Source organism: Flavobacterium frigidimaris (assembly GCF_002217275.1).
Taxonomy (GTDB): Bacteria; Bacteroidota; Bacteroidia; order Flavobacteriales; family Flavobacteriaceae; genus Flavobacterium; species Flavobacterium aquidurense.
The window spans coordinates 110768-132496 of sequence record NZ_MUGV01000004.1; the positions used below are offsets into that span (position 1 = coordinate 110768).

Consider the following 21729-nt stretch of genomic DNA (forward strand, 5'->3'; position numbering starts at 1 on the left):
TTTCATTTTTATTTATTTTGAATTGTTATTATTTGAATTGGTCTTTGACGTGATGTCAACCCGACTATTACGGCATTATACTATGTGTTTTTAAACTCTACCAATTTGATAGAACAAAGATATATTAAAAATTATAACTCAAAAAGTTTAAGTCTTTTTTTTGCAAAAAAAATGTTAACTAAAATTTTAGTAAAATTTTAGTTAACTACAAATAAGACAGTTAAAACATTTATACCTCTTTTTACAAGTGTAAGAATTTTACCCAAAAAAGCATGATTAAATAAAAAATAGCACCGTAATCATTGACTTAATCACAATCATTTGACTGTTTTTCTACCGGTATTTTTCTTAATATGTCACGTAATTTAACCTCTTAAAATCTTATTAAATATTCGAAAAAATAGCTATTGTAACAGATTTTTATCCAATAAGGCGGATCCATTTATAAAAAAAAACACCCCTATTTAAAGAATAGCGGTGGTTTTTTAGTTTTAATTAGAGTAAGCTTTAGAATTTGAATGTTAAATTTATTAAGAAATTTGCAGGAGGCTGAGGCGCTCCCCAGGAACTCCAGTATTTTTCGTTGGTAAGGTTGTTTAACTTAAGCCCTACTCTCCAGCTTGCCTGTTCATAAAAAACAGTTTGATTAAAAATCGTGTACGATGGAATATAAAAAGTATTTGCCGTCGACATATAACTTTTATCTACATAATTAGCTCCAACTCCAATACCAAAACCTTTTAAAACATTCTGAAACTTATAAGAAGCCCAAAAGTTCGCGACATTTCCTGGGGCGTCCTGAGCCTTATTACCTTCAATCGCTTTGTTTGCTTCACTTGTTTTTACGATGCGGTTATCATTATAAGCATATCCTGCCGTAATATCTAAACCAGGAATAGGATTCGCCAAAAATTCAAATTCAACACCTTTACTAACCTGTTTTCCATCTTGCTGATAAACTAAATCAGCTTGTCTTATTACGGCGTTATCATTGGTAATTTTATAATAACTAATTGTCGTACTGATTTTTTTATTAAATAATTCTGTTTTTATACCTGCCTCATATTGATTTGCATAAAGTGGATCTAATATCAATTGATCCCCACTTGGCTGTTGTACTGGTGCTAAATTCTGAAATCCGTTCATATAATTACCAAATACAGAAACCTGATCCTTAATAACCTGATATACAATTCCTAATTTTGGCGATAACGAATTTTGACTGTAACCTGGTACTGTCCCGCTTTCTTTACGATCAAAATTATCCAGGCGTAAACTTGCCATGGCATACAATCTGTCTGCAACACCTAATACGTAAGAAGCATAACCACTAAAAGTATACTCATCTCTTCCTGCTCTAATAACCGGTGCCAACAATACTTTATCAATTTCGTTTTTTCGTATTGGAGCAAAATTAGTTGTAACATCAATTGTTCTAAAGGGAGTTGCAGGAGTTGGTGTTGATGAAAATGTATCGGTATAATATCTGTAATTAGCACCAATCAATATTTTATGTTTTAAAATTCCGCTCGAAAATTCTCCATTAATATTTTCCTGAATATTGGTATAATTACTTGAAATAGGCCCAAAAAGAGTGGCACGTATAGTAGCTGTAGTAGGCGATGTCCAGGTTGGTAAAACCTGATAGCTATACGCTACATCTTCATTTACATAAGAATAGAGGGTCGTTGATTTCCAGCGATCTGATATCTGATACTCTGCCTGAACGAATGCTTTTGATGAAGAAGATTTTGCATCGGCATCATCATGTACCAATGATTTTTTATAATCTAATTTTATATCTCGTGGATTAATAATTCCGGATGTTGCCGTAGCGGCTGGAAATAATGGTTTGGTACTATTGACCTTAAACAACTCTGCATCTATATTGAATGTAAGTTTTTCACTTGCTTTAAAAGTAATACTTGGAGTAAAAGACAAAGTTTTATTAAAACCGTAATCTAAGAAGCTTTTTTCATTATTGACTGCTGCATTAAGTCTAAAAAGTACTTTTTTATCTTTAGTCAAAGGTGTATTGATATCTACTGTAAGTCGGTTGACGCCATAACTTCCCGCTGTATATGAAATTTCAGTAGCCGATGCTTCAAAAGGTTTTTTAGTAACCAGATTGACAACACCTCCAAAAGAAGAAGCTGACGATCCGAATAATGTTCCCGAAGGTCCTTTTAATATTTCTATTCGCTCTACATTGGCAATACCAACTGATGATCTTCCTGATAGCGTTTCCATTCCGTTTCGGGAATTAATCCCTACCGTAAAACCTCTAAAAATTACCGCAAATCCTCCTGAAGGATAATTAAGCGGCACCACTCCGGGTGCATTTCTTATTGCTCCCGCTACATCAATCACAATTTGTTCCTGAATGAGCTCTTTGTGTATGACATTATAAACCTGAGGGTTTTCTATGTTTTTAAGAGGCATTCTTGCCACATATTGTGTTTTTTTAGAAAGAAGACTCTTTTTGTTATTAATTACAACTTCCTGCAACTCTTTATTAGAAACTTTTAGCTGTACATTTATTACAGCAGTTTTATTGCTTTCTACCAGTACTTCTTTTTCTGAAGTTTCATAACCAGCCAAAGAGATTTCCAATATATAATTATTCTCTCTTACTCTGCTAATTTCAAAATTTCCATCTTCATCAGTAGTAGTACCATATTTTGAATTTTTCAGCACAATATTTACATCTGATGCTGGCTTACCCTCAGAAGTTGTAATATGACCTTTTATTTTTCCGTGATTTTGTTGAGCATAAAAAGAAAAGGTGGAAAAGAAAAGTCCAATTATAAATAAATACTTTAACAATCTTAAACTAAGATATTCCATTGATTTTTATTTTGGTTAGTTTTATTTTTATTTAGAATTAATAAAAACAGTGCAAAAATAAAAATTAATAACTATTTAACAAGAAATATTTCAATTATTGTGGATAATTGAACTGAATTGAATTGCAATAAAGAAATAAAAAACAAAAAAACGTTCTAAAATAGTTGTACTACAGCTATAAAAGTAAAAAACCACTCCGTAAAAACGAAGTGGCTTTTTTATGATTCTGCTGTAAATGTCTTTATTTATCCCAGCCGAATTATTTTTAAAATTTACAGCTATTATTGAGCATCCCAGGCTGCACTCGCATAATAAATAGAACTGGTTACGGGAGCTTTCCAATACTCCTGACTACCACCACGGAAAGTGTGAAGACTTACTGCATTAACATTTCGTTTGGCATCGTTGGTCACCCAACGAATTGTTTGATTCAATAACTCTGTACCATTTACATAATATTTGACATACCCATTAGTACTGGACCCGGTATTTAACTTCACAGATATCTGACAGTTATAAGTCACTCCTTCTTGTATATAATACTTTTTCCCAAAATCATTACCAAATTGTCCCGGCTGATCTTTGTAATAAACGTAAGGCTGAAGATATGCTCCACTTCCCTTGGCACTATTTGATCCATTCGGACAATACCACATAAATCTGGCACTACCACCATTTCCATCCCATCCCGGGTCACCACCGGTATTCTGATCTCCAATTAGGATACCGTATCCGCATTTACCACCTCTGCTCCAATAGAATCCGGAATTAAATTTCATCTGGAACCAAACCGTATAAATGCCTTCTGACCAAACACCATATGATGTACACAAACCACCAGGACATGAAAGTGTATTCGTTTGCAATGTAATTGTTCTTGCTCCGGCGCCACCTCCTGCAGCTGCAACAGCTGCTGCTTTGTTAGCATTTTGCGGTGCTTCTTTATCCGTGCTTTGTGACACTTCTTTGCTTACGGCTTGTGGCTCGTTTAAATCTTGTTCCTTCTCACAGGAGTGAAACACTAATACTGTAATAAATAGTAAACTTGTTAATTTTAAAAACTTTTTCATTTTTTTAAAGGTTAAGGGTTAGTAATCATTAATAGTTAGTTTATTACAAATCACATCCATATTCATTATGTAATTTATAATCGGTAGTGTAAAGTTGATTAATAACCATTCAAATACAGGGAAATAATGTACGTTTTTAGGTACAATAAAATACCGGTTAGGTATTTTCTGTATTATATTTTAAATTTTAGAAATAATATTCTTAAAAAAATTGAAATAACAAAGTAAAGGGGATTACTAAGTTTGCATCGGAAAAAAACAACCGATTATAAAGTAAAAAAAACGAGTTAAATATATTTAACTCGTTTTTTCATTTTATTTTTTCATCTTCAATTTAAGGCAAATAGAAAAGATTTAAATTTTACTTTCATCATCAACTGCATCCTGCCATTTATCCCAGACTTTAACACCGGCATTATAACCATCGTATCCAAAGTTCTGACTTAACTGACCTTTAATATTCGGTTCTATTGCAAGTCTGTACGGAATAGGCCAATAATTATTACGTTTGTCCATCGTATAAAACTTCACGCCTGGTTTTAGAGCAATACCGGCTGGGTATTTGTTATAAAGGGTATAATGCACAATACGTTGGTACCAGTAACTTCCTCCGGCGGCATCTGTTCCGGATTGCTTGTCCCAATTGGTTTTACTGTAAGTATTGCCCCATTCGTCTGGTTTACCGCTTAGGGCCAGACAATGTGAAATACGTTTTAACTCCACATTTCTCCATTCTTCCAAATAAAGTTCTCTTCCTCTTTCTGCACAAATATCTCCAATTGTTACAGTACTATACATTCTTGATGCTTTTGCTCTTGCTCGTACTACATTCACATCCTGAGCTGCTCCGGTAGTATTACCCTGGTAAAAACGGGCTTCTGCACGTAATAGATAAGTCTCAGCTAAACGATAGATGTACAAATGCGCACTAGCTCCTGCAGTAGCTCCCTGAAAATCATTTGCTGCCGGATTAGCTTCAGCTACAACATCGTGTAAAAAGATTTTATAATGCGGAAAATCATACCAATCACGAATAGAATCTTGTGCCAGCAATTTACCCGCTGCATCCTTCATTCTAAAGCTTTGTCCAGCCCATACTGTACTACCACCAGCTCCGGGAGCATATTTAAGATCTTCCATATTGACCCAGTTACCAACCGTGCTATTATGCCTAAGATCCACTTTATCTTCAACACCATTCACAACCCACATAGGATGTTGTGAATAATAAGAACCACTGATTGTACCAATGCCACGTCCTAATGCTCTTTGATAATCATATTTTGCATTATAATTCGTTTTATCTGTCAATGGAAAACGTGGTGCTGCTGTTTTACCATCGGGCGTAATTAAATTGGCGTCATTCCAGTTAGGTCCAAAAATTCTCATCGAAGCAAATGCTAAAAATGATTGTGCTCCTCCATTTGGCGCCACTAATATCGCTTCAGTATTAGAAGAAATTACTTTGTTTTCAGGTCGGTGCAAATCCCAGATCACATTTCTGGTAATAGGCCATGCAGTAGGATTTCCTCCCGGGTCAAAAATTCCAAGAGCGTTTTGTACCAAAGAGTAACCCGATTGATTAATCAGAATGTTGGCTTGCGCTTCCGCATCAGCAAACCTGCCGGATGCCAAATAACACTTAATTAATAACTGACGACATGCTCCTTTACTAACCATACCTACATATCCAATTTTTGACTGTTCTGGTACAAATTGTACGGCTTTCTCCATATCTGCCGTAATCATTTCTATAATGGCTTCTTTTTTAGTAGAATAATAACTCTGCTTTGGAACCTCCAAAATTTTAGTAATCAACGGTATGTCTCCAAATTCATATACCAGATTAAGATAACGGTATGCTCTATGAAAATAGGCTTGCCCAATGTATTTATTTTTAACCTCGTCGGATAAAGTTGTCACATTTCCAATATACGATAATACGGTATTAGCATTCTTAATACCTGTATAAGCTTCCGTCCAGAGAAACCCAAGATAAAGTGCTTCACCACCTGCGTCTCTTCGGAAAGCATCAATGTTAGTAGGTACTATAGTAGCAGCATAATCAGCACTATTACTACCTGTATCTGTTTTCCCATATTGTGCCATATCAGAAAAAAGATACTCTGAACCAATAGGCACACTCACACCCGAAAAGCCAAAGTGAATATAATTATTACGCAGCTGTTTATCGCACAGTGCCAAAGTTGCCTGTAACCCCGCCTCTGTAGAAAAGGTAGTTTCAGGTTCGTAAAACGAAAGCGGGTCTGAGTCGAGAAAATCTTTTGAACAAGAACCAGACATTGCAGCCAATACTATAAGTGGCATCAGTCTTGTAATTTTATTTTTTATATATCTTTTCATTTTTGAATAATTTTTTAAAGTTGAAAGTTGAAACCTAAATTAAACATTCGTGTAGCCAATCCTCCTTTATTCTCAACATCTCCTTCCGGATCTCCATAATATTTCCATTGTTTAGAAGCAGACCATGTTGCTACGTTTTGAACTGAAGTATAAATTTTTAAATTTTTAATATGTACACGATCCAAAAGATCTCTTGGTAAAGAATAGGCCAGCGAAATATTATCGAGACGAATAAAACTGCGATCATACAACTTTCCTGGTGCAGCCGGAGTTCCTGCAGGTCCCTTAGCATCAAGGCGTGCCCAATCATTAGTTGGATTGTCAAGTGTCCAATACGGATTGACATAAGGATTGAAGTTGAATTTATACAAACTACTATCGTTAAAAGTATTCATATAGCCTGAATTAAGTGCTTTTTGTCCCATATAAGAATACATATTGACAGCCAAATCCCAATTTTTGTAAATCTTAAATTCATTTCGCAGCGACCACTGTACAGGAGGACTGGATTGTCCTAAAAACTGCTTATCCTTTTCATTATAAACCGCTTTTTTATAAGGAACACCATCTGCTCCTACTGCATCTACATCATCTGCAGTATAACTATTTGCTACTTTTGGATCTCCAGGACGCTGCCCATATTTTTGAGCCTCTTTCCATTCATCCTTTTGCCAAATTCCAGTTACTCTATAATCCCAAATCTGACTAATCGGTCTGCCTATAAACCATCCATTAGCAGAATCATCACCCTCTTTTTTTCCAATAACAGTACCATTGGCATCCTTAATATCTACCATATTGCCATATAAGGACTCAATAGTATTTTCGTTATAAGATATCCCGAATGTAGTACGCCATTCAAAGTTTGCTTTTTTCATATTAAGAGTGTTAATACTCAATTCAAAACCTTGATTCTTAACCTCTCCAAGATTGGTTGCAATGTTTGAAAAGCCTGTAAAACCAGGCAGTGCCTGACTCATAATCATATCATGGGTAATCTTTTGGTAAGCATCTACGGTAGCAGTAATACGGTCATGTAAGAAACCTAAATCAAAACCTATATTGGTTGATCTTGTTTTTTCCCATTCCAAATTTGGATTGGCCATACGGTCAAGTGCTAAATACTTTAGTTCAAGAGCTTTTCCTGTAGCATCTAAATATCCCATCGTCCCTGTATTTGTCAAGTTTGCCAAAGAAATGTACGGATCATCAAGCGATCTGTTTCCATTTTCACCCCATGACAAACGTAATTTACCGGTAGACATCGCATCCCAATTAAACCAGCTTTCATTTTTAAAGTTCCATGCAATTCCGAAAGAAGGGAAAGTTGCGTATGGATTTGAAGTTCCAAAGGCTGAATATCCATCACGGCGCACAGTCGCAGTCAGCATATAACGATTATCAAACGAATAGAATAGTCTTGCCATCAATGCGTCTGCCGTTTCATGTGTATCTTTTGATCTTAGCTTGCTATTAGCCAATGTTGCCGTTTCAACATTGTGAAATCCTAAAGCATCCGTTGGCAGGATATTATAAGCATCCATTCCATCTGACCAATAACGGCGTTCTTCAGCTTCCTGAACGAAAGTTAAGATGAAATGATGTTTTTTAGCAATTGTATAATCCCACGCTATTGTATTATTTAAGTTGTAATCAAAACTTGTAGAATTATTTCTAACTGCTCCATGGGTAGCTGCAGCCCAATTTGGATTTTGTGCCGATTCAAAATAACGATCGTGCCAAAATTGATAACGCGGTGCAATATTAAATGTATACGTAATCCCTAAAGGCAAACTAACCTTTGTATTGAAAATAGTATTCAATGTTGTAAAACCTGTCTCCTTGTCAATAAATTGACGATCGTAGTAATAGTTATAGTTTTGTCCTGAAACATTTTTCCCCATTGGCTGTCTCTCATAATCGCCATTTGCATCTATAAAAGTTCCAAACGGGCTGGTTCTCATCATATTATTAAACCCGGAACGTGTGTCTAATGAAGGGGTAACATCTCCGTCTGATCGATCCTGAAAATTAACGTTTGCCCCAAATTCAAGCCAATCCGTAATTTTAGCGTCAATTTTCATATTAGAACGAGCTGATTTATAATCATTTCCAACAATAGCTCCTTCTGAACTTAAATAACCAAAAGACATATAATAATTTACCTTGTCGCTTGCTCCGGAAATACTCAAATTATTGTCATGATTAATCCCTGTTCTAAAAGAACTATCACTCCAATCGTGTGTTTTTCCTGCCAGGAAATTAGCCATCAGCGAAGGATCAAAATTCAATCCCAAACGGGCTCCCCATACTTCCTTCGAACTTTTTCCTGCTGTTTGTGTGGCTGGTTGATACGCTAACCATTGGGCTTCAGTAATACCCCATTTGGCTAAGTCACCAGGATTTGAGAAATATCCAGGTTTATTAGGAGCCAGTGTTCCTGTTACCCAAGCTTCGTACTGCCCTGTTGCTGCATTACCACCATACGTTTGGGCAGTTTCCCAATCTTCACGATATTTTAAGTAACCTTCGGGAGAATACACCGTACGATAGGCACTTTTATTGGTAATTGTTGTATTAGTAGTAAAACTAACAATAGGCTTACCGGTTTTACCTCTTTTAGTAGAAATAATAATAACCCCTGCCGCTGCTTTTGCCCCATATACAGATGCCGCCGATGCATCTTTTAAAATATCGATCTGGCCAATATCATCTGGATTGATTTCTGAAAGCTCACCATAAAATTGCATTCCGTCTAAAATAATAAGCGGTGCACTATGCACACCTTCTTTTCTTGGATCATAAACAGAACCTTGTCCACGAATTTGCAGTCTCCCTCCTCCTTTTGCAGAAGGATCATACCCTACATTTATACCCGGAGTACCTCTCAGGATATCCTGAACAGTCTGCGGATTTTGGTTCGCCAGCCTGTCAGGCGTAATCTGGACGATTGCTCCTGTCAGATCCTTTTTCTTCATTTTACCATAACCTACAACCACAACTTCGTCTAATGAAGCTGTCGCTCTTTGCATTTTTACAGTAATGGAAGTTTGTCCCTTTAAAACTACCTCTGTACTTACGTAACCCAAATAAGAAACTACTAATACAGCATTTTCGTTATCTACTTTTAAAGTAAATTTTCCATCAAAGTCTGTTGTAGTACCATTTTTACTTCCTTTTTCCAAAACGGATACTCCCGGCATTGGCAAACCGTTTTCATCGTTGACTTGCCCTTTAATACTTTTTTGTTGTTGTACTTTTTGCGACTCTTTTGCACTTTTAGAACTAATAGCGTATCCATGAACTTGAAATAAAGAAAACAATACACAAAACAGCATCATTTTCTTTTTCAAATTAAAGCCAAATACACTATCAGGACTTTTTTTAATCCTAATAAAATTTGTCATTTTTGGTTTGAAATTTTTGGTTAATTGATTAGTTAGTTTGTAAAAATCACTTCAATATTTTTGTTTAATAGATTGGTGATTTTACGTTGACAAAAGTGATTAATTAATGGATTTTAAAGGGGTAATAAAATACGTTTTTGGGTATACTAAAGTTTTGTTTATGCATTTAAAGCCGTTTTTAAGCTTAAAAAAAACAGTTTTTATAGAAAAAATCTTAAAAAAATACAAAACACATAAATAATTTAAAATTCATAAAAAAAAGTGCTTTTAAATTTCAGAACAGATATAAACAAAATTGATAGGTGACCAGTTAAAAAAAATCACTAATTTTAAACAAACCTTCATTCATTTATTATGACCGATAAAGCACAACTCCGAAGTTCTATTTTCAGACATCTTGACGGCTTAGCTGTTGCTCCCGTAGCAATAGCACTTAAAAAAAATGCAGTTTTAGATTTTATTTTAAATAAGAAACAAGTGCAATTAACAGCGTTAACAACTGTTTTTAAAGCAAATGAAGGCTACCTAAATGTTGGTTTAAGGATTCTGGCTTCGCAGGGCTTTTTAGATTATGAAGTTGATAACCAAACACAGGAAATTACGATATCGGTGAATGAAAAGACAGCAATAGCCTTTTCCTTATTTCATCTTTACGAAGATGTTGTGTCTTTACTTCAGTTTTCTATCCAGTTTCATACCCGTATTTTTGATGATGTACCGTTTGAAAAACTCAATATTATTTTTGAAAAATATAAAAAGGGATATGGAATCGAACATTCAAACGATGCGCTTACAAACAGTATCCAGGATCAAATTTTAAAACACATCGAAGGTTATTTGATTGCACCAACAATCGTCCGTTTGGCAATGAACGGGATGTTTCATAAATACTTTATGGAAACTTCTTTCAAACCGGAAGAGTTTCATAAATCGGCTGAAAATTTCAAAAAAATATTAGACTTTCTTGTACATCTTGGATGGTTTCTGGAAAAAAATGGTAATTATCAATTTACTGAAGTGGGTTTGTTTTTTGCAAAGAGATCAAGTGCTTACGGTGTAACCGTTTCTTATCTGCCAACATTTGCCAAAATTGAAGAATTGATTTTTGGAGATCCCGCCGTTTTACGAATGGTTGCAGATGGCGAAAATGAAATTCATGTTGATCGCGAAATGAATGTCTGGGGAAGCGGCGGTGCCCACGATACTTACTTTAAAGTGGTAGATGACATTATTATTAAGCTTTTTAACTTACCTATTGAAGAACAACCCAAAGGAATTCTGGATATGGGCTGCGGTAATGGCGCTTTCCTGCAACATATTTTTGAAGTAATCGACAGACAAACTTTGCGTGGGCAAATACTCGATGAATATCCTTTGTTTTTGGTTGGGGCAGATTATAATCAGGCTGCTTTAAAAGTAACCAGAGCCAATCTTATAAAGGCAGATATTTGGGCAAAGGTTATTTGGGGAGATATTGGGCGTCCGAACGTACTTTCTGATGATTTGAGAGAAAATTACAATATTGACCTGAAGGATTTGCTTAACGTAAGAACTTTTTTGGATCATAATAGAATTTGGAAAGATCCTGAAAACATTCACAAAGACAGGATCAGTACTTCTACTGGTGCATTTGCATACAGAGGAAAAAGAATCAGTAATAACCTTGTTGAAGATAATCTTTTGGAGCATCTGCAAAAATGGTCGCCCTATGTCCGTAAATTTGGTTTGCTTCTGATTGAATTACACACCATAAATCCAAAATTGGCAGCCAGTAATTTAGGCAAAACTCCTGCAACAGCCTATGATGCTACTCATGGTTTTTCAGATCAGTATATTGTTGAAATAGATGTTTTTAACAAGGTCGCTGCCGAAGCTGGATTATATCCTGATCAAACGATTTTTAAACGATTTCCAGACGCAGATATAGCGACAGTGAGTATCAATTTATTAAAAGGAAACTGATAGCAACTTAATAATTGACAATTATATCAAAACCTCCAAAATCAAATAATTTTGGAGGTTTTTTTATCTTATTCTTACTTAAAAGATACTAAGTGATCAATACGGTCTTGTACTTAGTTATGTTTTTCAAAACAATACCAGTGCCTCTTACTACAGCTCGCAAAGGATCTTCTGCAATATAAACTGGCAAATCGGTTTTAATTGATATTCTTTTATCAAGACCACGCAACATCGCACCTCCACCAGCAAGATACAAACCTGTATTATAAATATCCGCAGCCAGTTCAGGTGGTGTTAAAGAAAGTGTTACCATAATAGCATCTTCAATTCTAAGTATTGACTTATCCAAAGCCCTGGCAATCTCTCTGGAAGTTATTTTTACCTCTTTGGGTTTTCCGGTAAGCAAATCCCTGCCACGAACCAATAAATCATCTGGTGTGACTTCCAGCTCTTCCATAGCGGCACCTACATCTATTTTTATTTGCTCGGCTGTCGCTTCTCCGATATATAAATTATGATGCGTTCTCATAAAATATAAGATATCATTGGTAAAAACATCTCCGGCAATTTTTATGGATTTATCACATATTATTCCCCCTAAAGCAATAACGGCAATTTCGGTAGTTCCTCCTCCAATGTCAACAATAATATGTCCTTGTGGTTGCATTACATCTAAACCAATTCCGATTGCAGCAGCCATTGGTTCATGAACTAAAAAGACTTCCTTTCCATTGACTCTTTCGCAAGATTCTCTTACAGCTCTCATTTCTACTTCTGTAATACCACTCGGGATGCATACTACCATTCGGAGTGCGGGAGTAAAAAAACTCTTTTTTAATTCAGGTATGTTTTTTATAAACCAGTTAATCATTTTCTCCGATGCATCAAAATCTGCAATAACCCCATCTTTAAGAGGTCGGATAGTCCTAATATTTTCGTGTGTCTTTCCTTGCATCAAACTGGCCTCTTTACCTACAGCAATAATTTTCCCATTTCTAATATCTCTGGCCACAATAGAAGGGCTATCCACAACGATTTTTCCGTCATAAATTATTAAAGTATTAGCAGTTCCTAAATCCATAGCTATTTCCACCGTCATAAAATCAAATAAACTCATAATAAAATTTTCTATAAGTAAACGAACGCCTTTGTAAGTGTTTTATTCTACCAAAACATGAATTTTAATTTTAATTTATGAAAATCTAACGGGAGATTATGCCTATATTTCAATTGTTTAGATAATTTTCTGATTAAAATCGAAATTTTATGTACGTTGTAAAAAAGATTTATTGATAATTCTAAGAAGTAATTTTTCGAAGTTTATTTTCTATTTGATCGAAATAATTTTTACTTCTGAACAAAAAAAAACTCCAAAATCAAATGACTTTGGAGGTTTTAAATGACGCTCAATGATAAATGAAGGTCTACATTCAGATTTTATAAAAAAGTGCCAAATCTCTCAAAATGACATGTATATCCGTTTGGTTGTTTAATCAGGTAATCCTGATGATTTTCTTCAGCGGGCCAAAATTTAGTAAAAGGTTCAAACGTAGTTACAACTTTACCCTGCCATCTGCCTGAGTCATCAACGATTTTAATTATTTCATCAGCAATTTGCTTTTCCTCCTCATTTTGTATAAATAAGGCTGATCTGTAACTTGAACCTTTATCATTACCTTGACTGTCTACAGTTGTAGGATCGTGCATTCTGAAAAAATAATCTAGTAATTCTTTATACGAGGTCTCGTTAGCATCATATGTAATTTCTATTCCTTCCGCATGTCCGGGATGGTTTGGGTAAGTTGGATTATCATTTGTACCTCCAATATACCCCACTTCCGTGTCCTTGACTCCGGGACGCACACGAAACAGGTCTTCCATTCCCCAAAAACATCCGCCAGCGAGATATGCTTTTTTTAAATTTTCCATATTTTATTTTTTATAAGATACAGTATATTGTCTTAATTAGTAAATACATTATTTCTATATCAAAGATAGCAGTTTATAATTTGTTGTTTTAAAAAGCGATGGATTATTTAAAACAACAAATTTGAAGCATATTTTATGTAATTTTACTATAAAGCATTATAAATCAACATTCTTTACTTTAAAAACAACGACATAAAAAAAAGAATACCAAATTGCTATTACTCCGATTTTATTAGATTTTCTATAAATTAACGATATATCGAAAATGTAACACAACCTCATTTAAACTAATTATTTAATAATCAACGCCTTATGATTTAGGCAAGTTTTTTGAAAAATTGAAAAACGTTATTAGCATTTAAAAGATCATGATTTTTTTAGTTGCTCACTGCTACATAACGAAACCCTTTCCATAACATTTGAATTAATATTTTTATTATGCAAAACGACATCTATCAAATTAAAAGGTTATTAACCTCAAAAAACCGAACATATTCGTACTACAGTCTGGCGGAAATGGAAAATCAGGGTTTTAATATTAAAAAAATGCCATTCTCTATTCGAATTCTTTTGGAAAATGTCTTGCGAAATTATGATGATTTCGCTATTACAAAAGAAAACATTGAAACCTTGCTAAACTGGAAACCCGAAGCTTCTGACAAAGACATTCCGTTTAAACCTGCCCGTGTACTGATGCAGGATTTTACGGGAGTTCCCGCGGTTGTAGACATTGCCTCTCTCCGGTCTGAAGCTGCAAAAAAAGGAAAAAATCCGGATATGATTAATCCTTTGATTCCCGTAGATTTGGTAATTGACCATTCTGTACAGGTTGATTATTTCGGAACAGAATATTCTTATCTCCGTAATATGGAAGAAGAATACAAGCGCAATACGGAGCGATACGAATTTTTAAAATGGGCACAACAGTCTTTCAGTAACTTTAGTGTAGTTCCTCCGGGAATGGGAATCTGTCATCAGGTTAATTTAGAATATTTGTCAAAAGGTGTGATCGAAAGAAATGGCGAAGTTTTTCCTGATACTCTGGTTGGAACCGACAGTCATACTCCAATGGTTAATGGAATTGGGGTTATTGCCTGGGGTGTAGGAGGAATTGAGGCGGAGGCTGCTATACTGGGTCAGCCTATTTATTTTATAATGCCAGAAGTTATAGGACTTAAATTATCCGGATCAATTCCACTCGGATCTACAGCCACTGACATGGTACTCAGTATTGCAGAATTATTAAGAAAATATGGTGTTGTTGGTAAATTTGTAGAGGTTTTTGGTCCAGGTTTAGACAGCTTAAGTGTTCCAGACCGTGCTACAATCGGAAATATGTCCCCTGAATTTGGGTGTACTGTTACCTACTTTCCTATTGATGATAAAACATTAGAATACATGCGCCTCAGCAATCGTTCTGAAGAACAGATTGATTTAGTAGAACAATATTGCAAAGCCAACTTATTGTGGAGAACAGGAGATGAATCTATAACTTATACCGATATTCTTGAGCTTGATCTTTCCTCGATAGAGCCTACTATTGCCGGCCCTAAAAGACCGCAAGATAAAATTTTACTTAAAAATCTACAGCCAAAGCTTATCGATTTACTGGATAAAACTTTTGGCCGAAAAAATTTGCCACCGAAACAAATGGCACGTTGGTCTGGTGAAGGTGGTTCACAGCCCATACAAGGTGAAGCTGCCATTCCTGATAATGCAAAAATTGAAGGAAAAATAGAAAATGGTATTAAAACTGTTGCTGTAACACTGGGCAATGAACAATTTATGCTTTCTGACGGTGCAGTTGCCATAGCCGCTATTACATCATGCACGAATACCTCCAACCCTTTTGTAATGATTGGCGCTGGCCTGGTTGCCAAAAAAGCAAGAGAACGCGGACTTAATGTAAAACCATGGGTTAAAACTTCATTGGCACCTGGATCAAAGGTAGTTACTGATTATCTGACAAAAGCAGACCTGCTTAGTGATCTGGAAGCTTTAAAGTTTCATGTTGTAGGTTACGGATGTACTTCCTGTATTGGAAACTCTGGTCCTTTGCCAGCACATATTGCCGCAGCTGTTGATGAGCATGATCTCGTTCTCGCATCTGTCTTATCTGGCAATAGGAATTTTGAGGCAAGAATTCATCCTCAGGTTAAAATGAATTTTTTAATGTCGCCCATGCTTGTAGTTGTATTTGCAATTGCGGGTCGTGTCGACATAGATTTAATGAACGAACCTATCAGTTATGATGCGAATCAGTTGCCTGTTTATTTAAAAGATATTTGGCCTTCAAATGATGAAATCAACGAGGTTCTGAGTAATGTTTTATCTCCACAACAATTTGCCAAAAGCTACGAAACGATTTTTGACGGAAATGAAACGTGGCAAAAATTAAAAATACCTGAGGAAAAAATATATGCGTGGGATGATCAGTCAACTTATATTAAAGAGGCGCCATTTTTTAAAGATCTCCCTGAAAATCCAAAACCTTTACAGGATATTGAAAATGCCCGTACTTTATTAATGCTTGGAGACAGTATTACTACCGACCATATTTCGCCCGCAGGTTCTTTTAACGAGAATTCAGCGGCCGGTAAATATTTAGTGAGCCGTGGCATACAAAAAGCCGATTTTAACTCGTATGGATCCCGACGCGGTCATGATGAGGTAATGATAAGAGGAACTTTTGCCAATGTTCGTATTAAAAATGGCTTAGCAGATAAAGAAGGTGGTTATACCAAATACCTGCCAACTGGCGAAGAAATGAGTGTGTATGATGCGTCAGTACAATACAAAGAAACAAACACTCCATTATTGATTCTTGCCGGTAAAGAATATGGCAGCGGTTCGTCCAGAGACTGGGCTGCAAAGGGAACTTTTCTTTTAGGTGTCAAAGCTGTGCTGGCTGAAAGTTATGAACGTATTCACCGAAGCAATTTAGTTGGTATGGGAGTTTTACCTTTGCAATATAAAGAGGGAGAAAATGCGTTAAGCCTTGGGCTGACAGGTAAAGAAACTTTTACTATAAGCGGAATTGCACAAGATATAAAACCTTTAAAAGAATTACTTGTATCAGTGACAAAAGAAGATGGTACAACGTTAAGCTTTAATGCTATTGCCAGATTGGATTCAAAAATAGAAATTGAATATTACAGAAATGATGGAATACTACAGTATGTTTTAAGACAATTTCTTCAGAAAGAGTAAAAACGGTATAAAATTTCCACAACTCATGATTTTAAAAAAAACGTCCCCAATAAAATTGGGGACGTTTCAGTTTATTTCTTGTCTTCATTGTTTAACTTATCGTCTAAATCAGGTTTTTCGCCTTTAAACTCATGGGTGTCAACATCATACTTTTCATCATTTGTTAAAATTTCATCATGCTCTTTGTATTGATGTTTTCTCATGTCACTTCGAGTATCCGCACCACTTTTTTTAGTGTTGTTCGGATTTTGATTATTTGCGTTCATAACTGTAAATTTTAAATTTTATTAAAGTTACCTGAATACCTCCAGAAAAGCTTATATAATCGTTTTTAATATTTATAGAATAAACACAGTGAATACTGTACTAAAAACAGGCTTGAATTAAAACAAATTTATATTTTCAACAGACTAACGTAAAAGTTGCCAAAAATAAAAAGAAGTTATTCTTAGACTTATCATCTAAAAATAACTTCTTTTTATTTTTTATTTACTCCTTTCTGTTTAATAACTATCTGTAGCTATCAGACAATAAAAAAGAAAATTATATATATTACATTTCGTTCAAATCGTTGAATTCGTGTAATGATTTCAATGTGCTTTCGTAGAATAAAATTGCAGCAATTAGATTTCCTTTATCAGAGTAAGGCATCATTTTTCTTTGAAAATCTACTGTAGTATCTAAGAATGTAGTAGTACCTAATGCCTGAGCATCTAACACTTTTTTATGTTCAGAATCATCCGGAATACCTAAGTCTGCCATTGTAACACCTGGTTTAGTAACCAAAGCGATGTACGGTAATGTTTTTACTAAAACTTTAATACGCTCAATGTATAATTCCAGAAGTTCTCCCTTTTGCATACCGCTCAATTCTTTTTGATCATGGTATTTACGGATAAGAGCTGTTGTACTGATAATACTTCTTGGAGCATTTTTTGCCTGTGCTGAAATAGCGCCAGTTGTAAGGAAGAAAAGGACACTTAGTAGAGTAATTTTTATTTTCATTTTCTTAATGTAGGTTGGTTGTTGATAAAAACAAAAATATATAAATTAACTTAAATTACAACTTTATTATTTTCTTTTTTCAAAAAAAAATTAACATTTAGCTTAACATCATGGTATTAGCCTGTTAATACAGAAAAGTATATAATCCTTTTGTTTTTATTAGATGTATTTTCTTTCAATTATGATTTAATTATCCTAAAACGTCCGGGATATTTTATCCATATACTTTTTTTATTGCCATAATAATCCATAAATTCTCCACAAACAAAAACGGCATGCGCTGTTGACCAAGCAACTACACCACAAAATTCACTTCCTGACTCTCGTTTTAACTTTTGAATTTGTTTGCCTTTTTCGAATCCTAAATATTTATAAATTGTTGGAGTATATACTTCACCATCTTCTAAATCTTCCAGCGCTCTGTCAAAGGTAGACTCGTTGTCGATTATTTGTTTGTATTTTGCCATCACGGCATAGGTCAATACGGCATAGTCTGTGATTTTTTCGCTCTCACAATTATCTTTTATAAATACAAAACCAGCGGATACTTTAGCTTTATTTAATTCTTCATTTTTTAAATCAAATGATGCATTATTTTTTAATGTAATTTTATATAAACTGTCATTTATATTTTCAGTTACAAAAAGATTATCTAATCCGTAAACGTTTAAAGCAGCCTTAATAAAAGCAATTGATGAGCAATTTGTGCGTTCACCTTGTTTAAAGCTCTCGAATATTTTATCCGCACTTAATTGTGAATAAGCATTTGAACAAACGAACATTAAAAATAAAAATATCGTAGTAACAGATTTCATTGTCATTAGTTTTATAATTGTTTCCCAAACTGATTTTTGAGAATAACAGATTCTACAAATCTATAAAAATCAACCCACATTTGTTTTTTTACTTTTTAACTTTTATAAAAATTTATCACCGATTCCCCAATTGAAGTCTTTTGAAAGAGTTACGATTTAGTTTCGTGCCCAAACTTCGGATATAAATCTTTCTATCTACCTTTTTTTTTAACCTAAGAGATTACAACTTCCCAAAAAAACTGAAAAATTAAAATATCAAAACCCTATTTTTAGACCTTCAACTCTATCAAATAGATATTATAAACTTACAATGTTTTACATTTACTCCTAATTAAACTTACTCATCATAAACTTTACAATTGATTACTATTAAAGAATGCCAAAAGAATCAGCTCGATTTATTGTTCGAAATTGCGATAGAAAGCTACAATGATACTTATAAATATTTGTGGACAGATGATGGAAGATCTTATCTTGCTGAATTTTATAAAAAAACAGATTTCAAAAAAGAGCTTTCATTACCTGATATTTTTTATTTTTTGATTTATGATGCAGACAAAGCAATAGGGTATTTTAAATTAAGAAATAATGCAATAAGTCCCTATCTAAAGGCACAGTGTATTGAAATAGATAAATTATATCTTCTTAAGAAATACGCGAACAAAGGAATCGGAAAAATTATAATGGAATTTATAATTTCACTTTGTAAGGAGAAAAATTACTCTATTCTTTGGCTTAAAACGATGGAAAGTAGTCAGGCAAAATATTTTTATGAAAAACATAAATTTATCCAAATTGAAAAAAAATACCTGGACTACCCAACAATGAAGCAAGAGTATAGATGGATACTTACAATGATCCGGAAGATTAAAGTTGTTTAATCTTCAATCTCTTAAAGTTGTTTGTACTCCTGATCTTTTGCCTTAAATTTGCACAGCTGTAAAACAGAAGCGTAAGAAGCCAAATAAAGAGAAAAGAAAAAGTGGAGAACAAACAAACAAGCTGGATTATTTGTCCCGAATGTCAGGGACGAGGCAAAAAAAGCCAAAGGCTCAGTAAGAAAGTAAGACTTCACTACCAGTCAGAGCTGGAACTATTTGAAAAATCAAAAGGCGAAGGAATGGCTCCAATTCGTCCCAGGGCGCATTTATACTTATGCCTTAATTGTTCCGGGTCTGGATTACTTCCTTCTCAGAACGCTCCTGTTGCTCCTAACGAAAACTATCCGCACGTTGCCATTATTGGTGGTGGTATTGGTGGAGTTGCACTGGCTGTGGCTTGTATGCACCGCGGAATCCCTTTTACTCTTTATGAGCGCGACAACAATTTCGATGCACGATCTCAGGGTTACGGACTTACTTTGCAACAAGCGAGTAAAGCAATTGAAGGATTTGGTATTTTTTCGTTAAAAGATGGGGTAACTTCAACAAGACATGTAGTTCATACCACAGCAGGAAAAATAATTGGGGAATGGGGAATTAGAAAATGGTTACAAACAGAAGCTAACAATGCTGCAAAGCGTACCAATGTTCATATTGCACGTCAATCTTTACGTTTAGCTTTGTTAGAGCAGCTTGGCGGAAACGAAAAAGTACAATGGGGACATCAATTAATAGCTTTTAAAGAAGCTGCTGACGAAAGTCTTGACCTAACTTTTCAGGTTAATGGAGAAATAAATACTATTAAGGCGGATCTTATTGTTGGTGCTGATGGTATTCGCAGTTCTGTCAGAAAGTTATTAATTGGCGAAGAAATTACTCCTTTACGCTACCTTGGTTGTATTGTGATATTAGGTATTTGTCCGTTAAGCGCGGTCAAAGATCGTGATAATCCTCTACTCGACTCGGCTACTGTATTTCAAACGGCCAATGGCAATGAACGAATTTATATGATGCCCTACACGTCCGACTCTGTGATGTGGCAACTGAGTTTTCCGATGACAGAAGAAGAGGCTAAAGCTTTAAGTGCGGAAGGAACACAGGCACTCAAAGAAGAAGCCTGTCGCAGAACGCAATGGCACACTCCTATTCCGGAAATTATGGCTGCAACTCTCGAAACTCAAATTTCAGGTTACCCTGTATATGATCGTGAATTACTCCATTCAGAATTATTAGAAAAAAGTGGTAAAGCTACTTTGATCGGAGATGCGGCTCACCCCATGAGTCCTTTTAAGGGACAAGGTGCGAATCAGGCTTTGTTAGATGCACTTTCGCTCGCCCGCGGGATTGCAAAAGGATGTAAATCTGCAATTCATTGGAAAAAAACAGGAATAAGAGAAAGTGTATTAACTGAATTTGAATCTGAAATGTTGGAACGCAGCGCTGTTAAAGTAAAAGATTCGGCAGAGGCTGCAGAATTTCTTCATTCTGACATTGTACTGCATGAAGGCGATGAACCAAGAGGAAGATGTCTTAAGAAAAAAAACACATAATTCTATCTTACATAATTGGGCGAAACGCATTTCTGCCAGTATTCCACTATACTTTTCATCATTTCTTTCATTTCTATAAAATCATGCGGCTTTATAAAAAATCCCTGTACTGATTTTGAATAGGCTTCCACCACATGTTGCTGTTCTGCGCCTGTAGTGAAAAATAAATAAGGAATGGACTTCATTCTAAGATCTTCATTTTCATGAATTTTAGCACGGAGTTCTATTCCATTTAATTTTGGCATATTTATATCTGAGAAAATAATAAAGGGCTCGATCGCTGTTGCCGTCAGATAATTAAGTGCCGATTCACCATCACTAAAAAAAATGATTTCATTTTTATAATCAAGTTCTTTAAACACCAACGCCAGAATTTCCTGATCATCCTGGTCATCTTCTATAATGACTATTGGTCCGCCTTTATTCATAAATTCTTAACGTTAATTATAGTGTTGGGAAAGGTAGTATTTTAAATGAAACGGTACACCATTTTAGTAATACAACCGTTAAAAATGGGTAAAAAATAATAATTTGAAGTTTACCTATTTCAATAATACTAAAGATAAATGGGCATTTAACCAGTTATTTTAACTATATTCGTTAAAAATCGTAATTTCTTATTATAGACTTTAAGGTTTCCGTTCTCATAATTACTAAAATATAGGTGCTTTTCCAGCAAATTACTGCCA

General features: G+C 34.8%; 14 protein-coding genes. 4 read left to right on the forward strand and 10 right to left on the reverse strand.

All coding sequences use genetic code 11. From position 1 onward, the window contains the following. Positions 1–507: 507 nt before the first annotated feature. The 4 genes from B0A65_RS01590 to B0A65_RS01605 all read right to left on the reverse strand — a co-directional run bounded on the left by B0A65_RS01590 (position 508) and on the right by B0A65_RS01605 (position 9688). Positions 508–2847, reverse strand: coding sequence for a TonB-dependent receptor (locus B0A65_RS01590; protein ID WP_074658067.1), 2340 nt, complete (start codon positions 2845–2847; stop codon positions 508–510). Positions 2848–3128: 281 nt separating this feature from the next. Beyond that, positions 3129–3917 (reverse strand): polysaccharide lyase, encoded by a 789-nt coding sequence (locus B0A65_RS01595; protein WP_074658065.1) that lies wholly within the window; start codon positions 3915–3917, stop codon positions 3129–3131. Between the two features lie 354 nt (positions 3918–4271). Beyond that, complete coding sequence (locus tag B0A65_RS01600; RefSeq protein WP_074658063.1) at positions 4272–6281, reverse strand: RagB/SusD family nutrient uptake outer membrane protein; 2010 nt, start codon at positions 6279–6281, stop codon at positions 4272–4274. A gap of 14 nt (positions 6282–6295) precedes the next feature. Further along, a complete protein-coding gene (locus tag B0A65_RS01605; RefSeq protein ID WP_074658061.1) occupies positions 6296–9688 on the reverse strand; it encodes a SusC/RagA family TonB-linked outer membrane protein in 3393 nt (1130 codons plus the stop codon). A 354-nt stretch (positions 9689–10042) separates the two neighbouring features. On the opposite strand from B0A65_RS01605, the gene B0A65_RS01610 reads away from it, so the two are divergent. Then, the gene (locus B0A65_RS01610; protein ID WP_074658059.1) at positions 10043–11650 is read left to right on the forward strand and encodes a class I SAM-dependent methyltransferase; all 1608 of its coding nucleotides are present in this window, start codon (positions 10043–10045) and stop codon (positions 11648–11650) included. Positions 11651–11738: 88 nt separating this feature from the next. On the opposite strand, the gene B0A65_RS01615 is transcribed toward B0A65_RS01610, so the two are convergent. Both B0A65_RS01615 and msrA read right to left on the reverse strand, forming a co-directional pair. Beyond that, positions 11739–12767, reverse strand: a complete 1029-nt coding sequence (locus tag B0A65_RS01615) for a rod shape-determining protein (RefSeq protein ID WP_074658057.1) — start codon at positions 12765–12767, stop codon at positions 11739–11741. A gap of 320 nt (positions 12768–13087) precedes the next feature. Next, the gene (gene msrA, locus B0A65_RS01620) at positions 13088–13579 is read right to left on the reverse strand and encodes a peptide-methionine (S)-S-oxide reductase MsrA (RefSeq protein ID WP_074658055.1); all 492 of its coding nucleotides are present in this window, start codon (positions 13577–13579) and stop codon (positions 13088–13090) included. A gap of 438 nt (positions 13580–14017) precedes the next feature. Here msrA and acnA point away from each other — a divergent pair, with 438 nt between their 5' ends. Then, a complete protein-coding gene (gene acnA, locus B0A65_RS01625) occupies positions 14018–16789 on the forward strand; it encodes an aconitate hydratase AcnA (RefSeq protein WP_074658053.1) in 2772 nt (923 codons plus the stop codon). A gap of 71 nt (positions 16790–16860) precedes the next feature. Here acnA and B0A65_RS01630 read toward each other — a convergent pair whose 3' ends face one another. The 3 genes from B0A65_RS01630 to B0A65_RS01640 all read right to left on the reverse strand — a co-directional run bounded on the left by B0A65_RS01630 (position 16861) and on the right by B0A65_RS01640 (position 18609). Next, positions 16861–17055, reverse strand: a complete 195-nt coding sequence (locus B0A65_RS01630; RefSeq protein ID WP_074658051.1) for a hypothetical protein — start codon at positions 17053–17055, stop codon at positions 16861–16863. 286 nt (positions 17056–17341) lie between these two features. Then, entirely contained in the window at positions 17342–17794 is a 453-nt protein-coding gene (locus tag B0A65_RS01635) for a hypothetical protein (protein ID WP_074658049.1), read from the reverse strand. Between the two features lie 179 nt (positions 17795–17973). Continuing rightward, on the reverse strand, positions 17974–18609 hold the full coding sequence (locus tag B0A65_RS01640; protein WP_074658047.1) for a hypothetical protein: 636 nt from the start codon (positions 18607–18609) through the stop codon (positions 17974–17976). A gap of 359 nt (positions 18610–18968) precedes the next feature. Here B0A65_RS01640 and B0A65_RS01645 point away from each other — a divergent pair, with 359 nt between their 5' ends. Both B0A65_RS01645 and B0A65_RS01650 read left to right on the forward strand, forming a co-directional pair. After that, positions 18969–19490: a GNAT family N-acetyltransferase gene (locus B0A65_RS01645; protein WP_074658045.1), complete on the forward strand. Its 522-nt coding sequence runs from the start codon at positions 18969–18971 to the stop codon at positions 19488–19490. 101 nt (positions 19491–19591) lie between these two features. Further along, positions 19592–21040, forward strand: coding sequence for an FAD-dependent oxidoreductase (locus tag B0A65_RS01650; protein ID WP_074658043.1), 1449 nt, complete (start codon positions 19592–19594; stop codon positions 21038–21040). A 2-nt stretch (positions 21041–21042) separates the two neighbouring features. On the opposite strand, the gene B0A65_RS01655 is transcribed toward B0A65_RS01650, so the two are convergent. Beyond that, complete coding sequence (locus B0A65_RS01655) at positions 21043–21468, reverse strand: response regulator (RefSeq protein ID WP_074658041.1); 426 nt, start codon at positions 21466–21468, stop codon at positions 21043–21045. Between the last annotated feature and the right edge of the window lie 261 nt (positions 21469–21729).